This is a genomic window from Pseudomonas sp. 50_B, from assembly GCF_017491625.1.
Taxonomy (GTDB): Bacteria; Pseudomonadota; Gammaproteobacteria; order Pseudomonadales; family Pseudomonadaceae; genus Aquipseudomonas; species Aquipseudomonas danubii.
In genome coordinates, this window is the sequence record NZ_JAFGYX010000143.1 from 1 (window position 1) to 458 (window position 458).

The 458-nt window shown below is 56.1% G+C and carries 1 rRNA gene; it reads right to left on the reverse strand.

Annotated elements, in window-relative coordinates:
- Positions 1–458: ribosomal RNA gene (locus J5M73_RS31320) — 16S ribosomal RNA — on the reverse strand; the annotation flags it as partial.

Genomic DNA, 458 nt, shown 5'->3' on the forward strand with positions numbered 1-458 from the left:
GTAGTTAGCCGGTGCTTATTCTTACGGTACCGTCATGATCCCAGGGTATTAACCCAAGACTTTTCGTTCCGTACAAAAGCAGTTTACAACCCGAAGGCCTTCATCCTGCACGCGGCATTGCTGGATCAGGCTTGCGCCCATTGTCCAAAATTCCCCACTGCTGCCTCCCGTAGGAGTCTGGGCCGTGTCTCAGTCCCAGTGTGGCTGGTCGTCCTCTCAGACCAGCTACTGATCGTCGCCTTGGTAGGCCTTTACCCCACCAACTAGCTAATCAGCCATCGGCCAACCCTATAGCGCGAGGCCCGAAGGTCCCCCGCTTTCATCCTTAGATCGTATGCGGTATTAATCCGGCTTTCGCCGGGCTATCCCCCACTACAGGACATGTTCCGATGTATTACTCACCCGTTCGCCACTCGCCACCAGGCCGAAGCCCGTGCTGCCGTTCGACTTGCATGTGT